The organism is Corynebacterium sp. HMSC05D08 (assembly GCF_001807215.1).
Classification (GTDB): domain Bacteria; phylum Actinomycetota; class Actinomycetes; order Mycobacteriales; family Mycobacteriaceae; genus Corynebacterium; species Corynebacterium striatum.
Map to the genome: position 1 here is coordinate 1 of NZ_KV788332.1, position 10287 is coordinate 10287.

Genomic DNA, 10287 nt, shown 5'->3' on the forward strand with positions numbered 1-10287 from the left:
GACTCCGTGTCCAAAAAGCCCATGGACATAACACATCTTGCCTATTTCGTGGCTAGTGAATACTCTCAAATGCCAATCCGTATATGGCGTGAGCTTTACACAAAAGTGAGACAGAGACTTGCTCTAAGCTTTCCCAGAGCACGACCACGGCGTTTGAGTTGATTCTTCGTGAGCAAGTGGAACTCGGCATTGCTGAGGAAGATGTTTGGGCGAGGTAGATTCATTGCGTTAGCAACTGCTATGGAACTTGTGTGCGACTTCTCGACTCGCGTGTCATCGTCTCCGTTTAAATTGAAGACATGAGTGAACTGAAAAACCCGCTTGCGCGGGTAAGAAGTTGCTGCCAAGTTATCAACTCAAGGCTTACTTGGCTCATCCCGACAACTGCGGGAGTCATTGCAACATGCATATCGTACCGCCGCTCTGTAGTAGACTTAAATTTGAAAGTTTTTAATAGTAATCCTTGAGTTGTGGATTTGGGGTAAGTTGATTGTTATGGTAGGTGAAAGCTTTCTCGGTCCAGCATCACTAGCGTGGGCTAAACCTGGGGATGAGTCGGGTTATTTGTCGGTGTGGCAGCACCTTGTAGATACCCGGGATGTTGCTTCACGTTTGTGGGACACGTTTGTTGCGGATTCAATTAAGCAATCATTGGCTACAACAGAAAGGCTTGAGGTTTCTGAAGTCCGAGCATTGGCCGTGTTCTTGGCAGGGATCCACGATGTCGGCAAAATCACCAGAAGTTTTCAGCGCAAGATACCGCCTGGGGCCAACGCAGAGATGATTCTTGGAAGTCTCGAAGACGTTGGATTAGATCTGGAATTTGGGATCGAAGAAGTCGGCGCTTACTTCCCTCACGGTTTGGCCTCATCGGTGATTCTTTATGACTGGCTTTTGAAACAGGGAATGTGGGGGCCAGTTGCGGAAACTATTGCGAGTGTCGTCGAGTCGCACCACGGAATTCCTGCCAGAACAGTGGATTACGACAGGGCTCGCGCAATTCTCCGTGAGTACCCAGAGAACTGGTTGTTAGTTCAGGCTGCTGTTATTGAAGCAATGGCCGATGCCACTGAGGTGAAGCCGATCATAGGAAAGATTCAATCAGAGCTGTTTGTACCTACGATCCAACTGATTACAGGACTGGTCATTGCTGCTGACTGGTGTGCGTCAAATGAACGGGCTTTTCCATATGTTTTCGATTGTGAACAAGAGCAACGGGTTCAGGATGGGCTGGCGTCGATTGGGTTTGCAGGCTTGTGGAGCGCTTCTAAGACAATGAAACCTGACGTTGCGGAGTACTTTGCTGCGGCCTTTGGTTGGCCTGATGAGTGGGATCCGCGGCCCATTCAACAGCGGGCTTTTGCCCAGGCCCGCGGATCCGATGGGGCTTCACTGCACATTATTGAAGCGTCTACTGGTAGCGGTAAAACGGAGGCGGCTTTAGCCGCAGCACATGCGTACGCAGAAAAGCATGGTTGCCATGGGGTAGTTTTCGCTGCGCCGACGATGGCTACAGCTAATGGCCTCTTCAACAGGGTGATTCAGTGGGCACAGAATGTCGTTCCCGCAGGTGATACGACTGCGGCCTACCTTGCACATTCGATGAATAGCTTGGTCAAGGAGTATCAGAGATTGCGAGTTAAAGGAGTCAGCACCGATACTTCGGGTAATGGGAGCGTCACCGCGATGGAATGGTTCGCTTCTCCCAAGAAGGGGCTGCTCTCTAACTTCGCTGTGTCGACAGTAGACCAAGTTTTGATGATGGCACTGCAATCCCGCCACAACATGCTTCGCCACCTTGGTCTTGCCGGAAAAGTCGTCATTATTGACGAGGTCCATGCATATGATTCGTTTACGAGTGCGTATTTAGAGTCGACCTTGAAATGGCTCGCTTGGTATGAGGTACCGGTCATCTTGTTGTCGGCGACTTTGCCGGTAGACAAGAAGGAAAGTCTGGTGCAAGCCTATCGTTCGGTTCTGGGAGAAGAGGACTGGGAGTCTGTAAGCGATGGGTATCCGCTACTTACGATTGCGGATGCAAATGGAGTGCGTGAGGAATCACTCGATATCGGCCCTAATGAGATTCACGCGGACGTGTCCGTGATTGGAGACACTGATCGTGAGCTCTTAACGTTGTGCGAGGAGTTACTCACTGATGGAGGTTGCGCGCTTGTCGTGTGCAATACCGTCCGGCGAGCGCAGAATTCCTATTCGATGCTGGTAAAAAAGTTCCCAGACGAGGTTGAACTGCATCATGCAGCTTTCATCGCGCATGAGCGCGCGGTGAAGGAGGGCAAGATGCTTCAACAACTTGGACCAGAGGCTAGGCGCGGAAGGTCCCGCCCGCATCGACGCATTTATGTTGCTACCCAGGTGGTCGAGCAATCTTTGGATATTGACGTAGACGTCATGATTTCTGACATGGCACCTATCGATCTGCTCGTTCAACGCGCTGGCCGTCTGCACCGCCACCAGCGGCCACTGGAAGATCGGCCTGAAAAACTGCGTCGTGCCCGCCTCTTCATACGAGGGGCAGAGGGATGGGACGAGATGCCCGTTTTTGACTCTGGCACGGCCGCTATTTATGACCCTGCAGTTCTTCTAGCTTCTGCTGCTGCGGTTTCACGGAAGTGGCTGAGTGAGGGATATCGGCGCCCAGAGGACATTGCTGGCATAGTCCGCGGTACTTACGCAACGGTCGCTGATCCAGAGTCACCAGTGGGGGACTGGCAGCCTGCATGGGACGAGGCGAGAGAAGAAAGCCGCAAGCTACAAAACTTGGCAATCAATCGATCGGAGACGTTCCGTTATCCGGATCCCGACGTAGGCAATTATCGTGCACTTTTTGCACGTTACTTTGAGTCTAAGGGGTCAGCTGTGGATAAGGAAGAAGCAGCTATTGCTCAAGTTAGAGACGCTGATCCGACCATCGAAGTTATTCCTATCGAGACGGGGGACTTCGGTTATCGCCCATGGGGAACAGAAAGTGAGTACGTGCTCGACGATGAGAGTCCGGAGTTTTCATTGGCCCGACATCTCGCCGGCGCTACCGTTCGACTCCCCACCCGGATGAGCAAGCACGAATCTGTATTCGACCGAGTAATCGATCAACTTGAAAAAGAAACCCCTGTTGGGTGGGTAGACAGCTTTCTCCTTAAGAACAAAGTTGCACTGCGGCTGGATTCTACTGGGGAGGCAAACATTGCTGGTTTCGATGTGAAGTATTCGCCGGAACTGGGATTGGAGGTGAAATAGGATTGTGAGTCGAGACAACTTTATTAAGGCCAACTGGAGAACCCGAGGCCCGCCCTGAAAATCGTGATTTAGGTCCTAAATAAATCTCTATCGCTCTTTAAGGAGGAAAGATGTCACGCGAAGACAGTGATGTGTTCTCATTACTCGATGAACCGTGGATTGCGGCTGTCGGCAGTCATGGAGAACCGCTCTTGGTGAGTATTAGACAGATATTCGATGGCACACACGACATTGCGGAGCTGCGTGGGGACTCGCCAGCGCAGGATTACGCGGTTCTCCGCGTTTTGCTCGCGATATTTTGGCGGGCACATTCAGTGTCCAAGCCTGCGGGAAAAACTAAATTCTCTATGGCTGAGTGGTTTGTCAAGGCGAGGGCTGATGCTCTTGAAGGTGCAGCTGACATTAAGGTGCTTTCGTACTTGGACGGTTATGCAAACCGGTTCAACCTTTTCGATTCCGACCATCCCTTCATGCAGGTCGCTGACCTTCACACAGAGAAGGGATCAGTTTCTCCCATAAACCGAATCATTCCCGAAGCAGAAGATGAGTTCTTCACGATGCGGGCCGGTAAACCCCTTGAGAAGCTCAGTTTCGGAGAGGCTGCGCGCTGGCTTGTGTACGTTCATGCATACGACTATTCGGGAATCAAATCTGGTGCGGTTGGCGACTCTAGGGTTAAGGGTGGAAGAGGATACCCAATTGGCACGGGGTGGACCGGAATGACCGGTGGAACCTATCTGATAGGTGCAAATTTGCGCGAGACTCTGGCGCTGAACACCACTGAGGCGTGCCTACGTACACCAAATGACAAACCAGTGTGGGAACGCGAGCCCGACACTGCGGCTGAGCGCAATGGAGGAGCTATTCACATTGGTGGTCCAGCAGACCTAGCAACGTGGCAAACTAGGCGAGTTCGGCTTCATCGTGAGAACAATGAGGTTGTTGCGGTTCTTGTGAGCAATGGTGACCGTATCCCCGATGCCGGCCTTAACGCATTCGGAGATCCGATGACACCCTACCGCTACAGTAAGAACCAGTCGAAGAAGGACTTTGTTGCCTTCTACCCGCGTCCATACGATGCGGGAAGAACTATGTGGCGTTCTCTTGAACCGCTCATTGCGATGGAGTCCGATGCGCCATACCTTCGGAGTACTTCTTCAGCAGGGAAGGGAGCGCAAGCCCCGAAACGCCCGGAAATTCTGGATCAGCTCGCATACTACTGGCGGACAGATGTTCTTCCTCCATCCGTAGCACACGTGGGCATGGTCACCGTGGAATATGGTGCTCAGTCGTCATCGGTGGCGGCGAGTGTTACCGCTCGCACCACGTTGAACCTCCCAGTTCTAGAAAATGACGCTGTTCGGCGCGCAGCCCTAAACGCAGCTGATGTCACTCTTAATGCAGCTATTGCGCTTGGACAGTTTGGCGGAAACTTACTTGTTGCCGCAGGCGGTACCTATGAGTTTCAAGCTGAACCCATGGATTCGGCTCTCGCGCAATTGGAGCCTGCTTTCAATCGGTGGGTAGCGGGATGGAGTGATAGCCCTGAGCCTAAGGAATACGCAATCGAATGGCAGAAACAGGTGCGGTCTTTCATGCTCTCTCGTGGAGAAGCCATGCTGCATGCTGCAGGACCGAGAGCGATGATAGGTCGACCCCTTCTCAGCTCGACGACTGAGAAACCGCAAATTGTCACTGCAGCGTCCTATTTTTCATTGTTTGGCCGGAGGCTCGATAATTCATTGCCGCTCTTGTCGGAAGATTCGAAAAAGAAAGAAATGGTAAACACGAATGACTGATCAGCTTAGGCGGTCTCGCTTGTCTTTGGCGGTGAGCAATGCCGCAGATCGTTTACAGAATGCGTACCTGCAGCGCGGAGAGAAGCCTGGTAGCGAGGCCGCAGCAAAGAGCACACTATCAGAAATGCGTCGGTATGCTGGCCGGAGTCCGGAAAAGGCACCTCTGGCATTCCAACGGGTCATGAACCTCATGTATCCTGCGCTGCTCGACGAAGAACCTGGATTATTTGCAACTCGCGAAGAGGAAGCGGCATTTTATGCATTGACGCTTTTCGCATCGCACATGCAATCTGCTACCCAGCCGGTACATGTAGAAGGATGTAGTTTCGCACGAGCATGTGGATTGATGTACACCCAGAGTGAATCCGAGTCATTGAAGCCTCGTTTCGACGCTATCTTAACCGCAGCTGGCTATGAGTCGCAGCTGTATCACGCACGTTCCCTGGTGAGTATTCTTCGTTCAAAGAATATTGGCTTTGACTATGGAGCATTCGCTCAGGATTTGAAGACGTTGCGCAATCCGAAGTTCCGAAATTCCGTTCTCCTTCGATGGGGACGAGATTTTGCCACGGCCCCATTCACTAAAAAGACCGAAAAATAATCAAGAAAGGTTCAATATCATGTCCCTAACTGTTGACGTCCATGTCCTTCAAACCATCCCACCAAGCCTCATCAACCGTGACGATATGGGCGCACCAAAGTCCGCACGTTATGGTGGTGTTCAGCGCCAACGTGTCTCGTCGCAAGCATGGAAGCGTGCCGTCCGCCAGGATTTCGCCAAGCGCTTCCCCGCAGAGGTGATGGGTAAGCGCACCCGTCTCGTGGGAGAACTCATCTGCAAGCGCATTTTCGAAATCACCGAGGAGGCAGGAGAGAAGTGGGAAACCCAGCGTGCGATTGATGGGGTAAAGAACCTCTTTACTGGTGCCAAGCTGAAGCTCAAGGATGCCAAGAGCAAGAACGACGAGACCGAAGAGGACGCGAAAATCGCATACCCAGAGCTCGGTTACTTGTTGTTCCTGGGCAACCATCAGATTGATCGTGCTGCTCGCGCCATCATCGATAAAGATGGGGAGAAGTTTAAGAAAAATGAAGCTCAGGCAATTCTTGACACTGAGCACTCCATTGACATCGCAATGTTTGGCCGTATGGTGGCTGATGACGCTGCTTTCAACGTCGACGCTTCCGTCCAGGTCGCGCACGCGTTGGGTATTCACGAGACTGAGCCGGAATTCGACTACTTCACGGCAGTCGATGACGCCACTGCTGACAATGAAGAGACAGGTGCAGGCATGATCGGCACTGTACAAATGATGTCTTCAACTCTTTATCGCTTCGCATCGGTCGACTTCGAATCCCTTGCTTCCAACCTCAATGACGTGAAAACTGCGGTCGACTCTGCGGCGGCATTCGTGGATTCCTTCGTCAAATCCCTTCCAACAGGTAAGCAGAACACTTTTGCACACAACACGCTCCCTGAGCTTGTTTATGTCACGATTAGTGACGATCGTTCGGTGTCGTTGGTCAATGCTTTTGAGGAGCCCGTCGAGGCGGGTGCTGCGGGGCGCAGCAAGCTTGGTGCGGAAAAGCTCGCCCAAGAGGCTATCGAAACTCAGCGAATGTATGGACTCAAGCCAACTGCCCAGTTCGTCGCTGGAATTCGCGGACTTGACGGGTATTTCACCGAATTTGCGGACTCAGTCACTATTCCTGAGCTTGAAGAGCGGGTGGCAGATGTTCTCAACTCCCTCATTTCGGAGAAATAGAAAATGACTAGCACCTTGCTACTACTTCTTAAAGGTCCCATGCAATCATGGGGCGATGATTCCCGCTATAAACAGCGCAAGACGGGACAGGTGCCGACCAAATCAGGGGTGATCGGTATGCTCGCTGCAGCTCTAGGCCGCCGACGAGTCGATCCGATTGAAGACCTTGCGGGATTGGGTTTCGGAGTGCGAGTGGACCAACCTGGTACCTTGCTAAAGGATTTCCAGACCGCGCTACCGGAGGGCGCTTCTAACGCGCAGCTGGTGACCCGCTACTTTCTTAGTGATGCTGTGTTCGTTGCTGCTGTGGAGTCTGAGGAACGAGCCCTCTTAGAGAACATTGAATCAGCTCTGCGACGTCCCCGCTTCCCGTTGTTCCTTGGTCGCCGATCGTGTCCTGCGCCAGCTGATCTAGTCCTGGGGATCCGCGATAGTGATTTGATCACAGCTCTGCAAGGCGAAGAATGGCACGCCTCCAAAAGTCATCGGCAAGCTCGAGCGAGAAACGTTGTATTACCGATACACCGCGACGCAAGAGAAGGGGAGAGAGGAATAGCATGCCGCGATGTTCCGATTTCTTTTGCCCAAGAGCATCGGCAGTATGCGTGGCGTGAAGTTGTGCAGGACGCGACAGGCGCTCCGTTTGAGAATCCTCTCGCTACTAAGTCTGATCCATTTTTTGAAGCGGTGATTCGCGCATGAGTACGTTAACGAAGTTGTATCTCAACCCCTTGAAGCGTGGCGCTGCAAAGCTATTGGCGAACCCACAAGCGATGCACGCGGCCGTTCGTGGAGCATTTCCACCAGATATCGACGAATCGCAGTCGCGGGTGCTGTGGCGCGTGGACCACAGGGAACATGAGCATGTTCTTTATATTGTGGGGCCTGAAAAACCGGATGCCCAGCACATCGTTGAGCAGGCTGGCTGGGGCACCCGGCCCGCGCAATCGGCGGACTATTCAAGGTTTTTGGAACAGATTGTCAATGGGCAAAAATGGGCTTTTGAATTGGTGGGAAATCCCGTTGAGTCAATCACTATTCCAGGGAAATCGAGGGGAAAAGTTGTTCCACACGTCACGGCTGCTCAGCAATGCGAGTGGTTATTGAAAAAGTCGATGGCAGCGGGCTTTTCCATCGCAGTCGATGAGAACGAGGAGCCTATGCTTTCTGTGGTTGAACGTAATAACCTGCGGTTTTCAAAGAGAGATGGTGCTAAACGCGTTTCTCTCCGCACCGCACGGTTCCGTGGGCAACTCGTAGTCACCAATGCCAAAGCCTTGAATAAGTCGCTCCAGCAAGGAATTGGACGTGCAAGGGCATATGGTTGTGGCCTTTTAACGCTAGCTCCGGCAGAGTAGGAAAGTCTGCAAATGGAACCGCAAAAGGTACCTGTTGATCGGCAAGAACTGACGCGCGTGAGTGAGAGGATTTCATTTCTCTACGCTGAGCGTGCCGTGGTCAACCGGGATAACAATGCACTGACCATTTCGGATCAGAATGGCACGGTACATGTTCCAGCAACCACGCTTGCTGCGTTGTTGCTGGGACCGGGGACTAAAGTGACATACGCTGCAATGGCTTTGCTGGGCGATACTGGCGTATCTGTTGTGTGGGTGGGAGAAAAGGGCGTGCGTTACTACGCCCACGGACGCCCTCCTGCCAAGACTTCGCGTTTCGCTGAAGCACAGGCTCGAATTGTTACCAACCAACGGGCCCGTTTGGACTGCGCTCGAGAAATGTATTCCATGCGCTTTCCCGACGAAGACGTGAGCGGATTAACTATGGCGCAACTACGTGGGCGTGAAGGCGCACGTGTCAAAGCGATTTATCGTAAGTATGCAGATCTCTATGGAGTTTATTGGGATCGGCGGCGTTACGACCCGAATGACTTTGCTGGTGGCGATCCTATTAATCAAGCACTCACCGCGGCGAATGCTGCGTTGTATGGTGTGTCTCAAGCGGTGATTACGGCCTTAGGTTTTGTCCCTGCGCTGGGTGTGGTTCATAACGGCACGGACCGTGCTTTTGTGTATGACATCGCTGATCTCTACAAAGCGGAGGTTTCGATCCCAGCTGCTTTCGCAGCAGCCTCTGAGCCAAGGAACGATATTAGCGGACAGGTTCGCCGACTAGTTCGGGATGCAATCATTGAAAAACGGCTATTGCCACGGATCGTAAAGGACCTCTATCGCCTAATGGGAGTGGACAATAGCGCCGAGTCAATCGATGTAGAGCTGCTTTTGTGGAACGAACTTGAAAATATTGCGGCTGGTACTAATTGGTCAGACTTTGATCGGAGTTCTCCATGATGGTGCTCGTCGTTACTGCATGTCCCGCCGGCCTGCGCGGTGACCTTACTAAGTGGTTACTTGAGATTTCACCTGGGGTGTTTGTGGGTCGTCCATCAGGGCGCATTCGTGATCTGTTGTGGGAACGTTGCGTAAGTTTGTGCAAAGATGGCCGCGCTATTTTGGTTTTTAGCTCCGATAATGAGCAGGGGTTGGATTTTCGCGTTCATCGCCATGAGTGGGAGCCTGTGGATTTTGATGGTGTCACCCTCATGCGAAGAACCACTGCGCCATCAAAAGCTCAACGCCGTACCGGCTGGAGTGCTGCCCGAAATGCTCGCCGACACTGACCGTTACACCATAAGTCGGATCTGCTAGCCTCGTTTTTGGCTCTTCCACGCTGGTCAGTAAGTGTCCGCCCCGCGTAAGCGGGGATGAGCCCGCCTCGTCGGCTGAGATGACGGGCATTTCTCAGTCCGCCCCGCGTAAGCGGGGATGAGCCCAATCACCACAATCCTCGAAGGACAGCAATGACGTCCGCCCCGCGTAAGCGGGGATGAGCCCGAAATCACCTACACCGAAAAGATTTACGACGCGTCCGCCCCGCGTAAGCGGGGATGAGCCCCTGGCACCGATGAAATCCCGCTCTACTACTACGTCCGCCCCGCGTAAGCGGGGATGAGCCCACGTCTGCGGGTGACGCGGCAGCCGCCATGACGTCCGCCCCGCGTAAGCGGGGATGAGCCTAGTGGATTTTTTAATTCCCTTAGCGCTCTGCAGTCCGCCCCGCGTAAGCGGGGATGAGCCCGGGCCGCCGGGGGTCTCCGGCCAGTTGAACAGGTCCGCCCCGCGTAAGCGGGGATGAGCCTTGAGCGCACACCTATAGAGTAAAACGACGAAAGTCCGCCCCGCGTAAGCGGGGATGAGCCCGATCTGGGAGCATACCCACGCCACGGCATCAGGTCCGCCCCGCGTAAGCGGGGATGAGCCCAGGGCGCGTAGTTGGTCTCGCGTGCCTCGGTAGTCCGCCCCGCGTAAGCGGGGATGAGCCCGTGTGCGCAGCGTGAAGGTGTCGCCGCTGACTGTCCGCCCCGCGTAAGCGGGGATGAGCCCGAACGAGCGGAACATGTCGCAGGCGGAAGCGGGTCCGCCCCGCGTAAGCGGGGATGAGCCCGTGTG

Annotated in this window: 8 protein-coding genes and 1 CRISPR repeat array; all 8 genes read left to right on the forward strand. The window is 53.4% G+C overall.

The genetic code is table 11. From position 1 onward, the window contains the following. Positions 1–495 precede the first annotated feature (495 nt). A complete protein-coding gene (locus tag HMPREF3148_RS06645; RefSeq protein WP_080970008.1) occupies positions 496–3255 on the forward strand; it encodes a CRISPR-associated helicase/endonuclease Cas3 in 2760 nt (919 codons plus the stop codon). A gap of 110 nt (positions 3256–3365) precedes the next feature. Further along, on the forward strand, positions 3366–5054 hold the full coding sequence (casA, locus tag HMPREF3148_RS06650) for a type I-E CRISPR-associated protein Cse1/CasA (protein ID WP_049063133.1): 1689 nt from the start codon (positions 3366–3368) through the stop codon (positions 5052–5054). Further along, a complete protein-coding gene (gene casB / locus HMPREF3148_RS06655; protein ID WP_046646230.1) occupies positions 5047–5655 on the forward strand; it encodes a type I-E CRISPR-associated protein Cse2/CasB in 609 nt (202 codons plus the stop codon). The genes casA and casB overlap by 8 nt, the downstream gene beginning before the upstream one ends. A gap of 19 nt (positions 5656–5674) precedes the next feature. Then, the gene (gene cas7e / locus HMPREF3148_RS06660; protein ID WP_046646231.1) at positions 5675–6820 is read left to right on the forward strand and encodes a type I-E CRISPR-associated protein Cas7/Cse4/CasC; all 1146 of its coding nucleotides are present in this window, start codon (positions 5675–5677) and stop codon (positions 6818–6820) included. A 3-nt stretch (positions 6821–6823) separates the two neighbouring features. Beyond that, positions 6824–7522, forward strand: a complete 699-nt coding sequence (gene cas5e / locus HMPREF3148_RS06665; protein ID WP_049063131.1) for a type I-E CRISPR-associated protein Cas5/CasD — start codon at positions 6824–6826, stop codon at positions 7520–7522. Then, on the forward strand, positions 7519–8178 hold the full coding sequence (cas6e, locus tag HMPREF3148_RS06670; protein WP_005528372.1) for a type I-E CRISPR-associated protein Cas6/Cse3/CasE: 660 nt from the start codon (positions 7519–7521) through the stop codon (positions 8176–8178). Before cas5e ends, cas6e begins: the two co-directional genes overlap by 4 nt. 12 nt (positions 8179–8190) lie before the next feature. Continuing rightward, positions 8191–9129: a type I-E CRISPR-associated endonuclease Cas1e gene (gene cas1e / locus HMPREF3148_RS06675; RefSeq protein ID WP_046646233.1), complete on the forward strand. Its 939-nt coding sequence runs from the start codon at positions 8191–8193 to the stop codon at positions 9127–9129. Continuing rightward, positions 9126–9458 (forward strand): type I-E CRISPR-associated endoribonuclease Cas2e, encoded by a 333-nt coding sequence (gene cas2e, locus HMPREF3148_RS13210; protein ID WP_049151744.1) that lies wholly within the window; start codon positions 9126–9128, stop codon positions 9456–9458. Before cas1e ends, cas2e begins: the two co-directional genes overlap by 4 nt. A gap of 63 nt (positions 9459–9521) precedes the next feature. After that, positions 9522–10282: a CRISPR direct-repeat array (repeat unit 28 nt; unit sequence GTCCGCCCCGCGTAAGCGGGGATGAGCC). Positions 10283–10287: the final 5 nt, after the last annotated feature.